General features: G+C 74.3%; 1 protein-coding gene. It reads left to right on the top strand.

Translation table 11 applies throughout. The annotated features are described in order from the left end of the window. The coding region (locus tag HKX41_12080) for a response regulator (GenBank protein NNC24873.1) at window positions 1-261 on the top strand (261 nt) is incomplete at both ends.

Here is a 261-nt window from a genome sequence, read left to right as displayed (position 1 = left end):
CATCGACAACGACCGCGAAATCCTCGACGGCATGCGCGCCCTGCTCGACCGCTGGGGCGCCAACGCGCTGCTGGCGGCCACCGTCGACGACGCGCTGGCGCTGCTCGGCGAAGCGCCCGACGTGGCCCTGGTCGACTACCACCTGCACGACCGCCTCGACGGCCTGGCCACCATCGACGCGGTGCGCGAACGCCTCGGCCGCGAACTGCCGGCAGCGCTGCTGACCGGCGACGGCAGCGACGCGCTCAAGCACGCCGCGCG

Origin of the sequence: Salifodinibacter halophilus (genome assembly GCA_012999515.1) — a bacterium.
In the GTDB taxonomy this organism is placed as follows: Bacteria; Pseudomonadota; Gammaproteobacteria; order Nevskiales; family Salinisphaeraceae; genus Salifodinibacter; species Salifodinibacter halophilus.
This window is presented reverse-complemented; position numbering and strand designations above follow the sequence as displayed.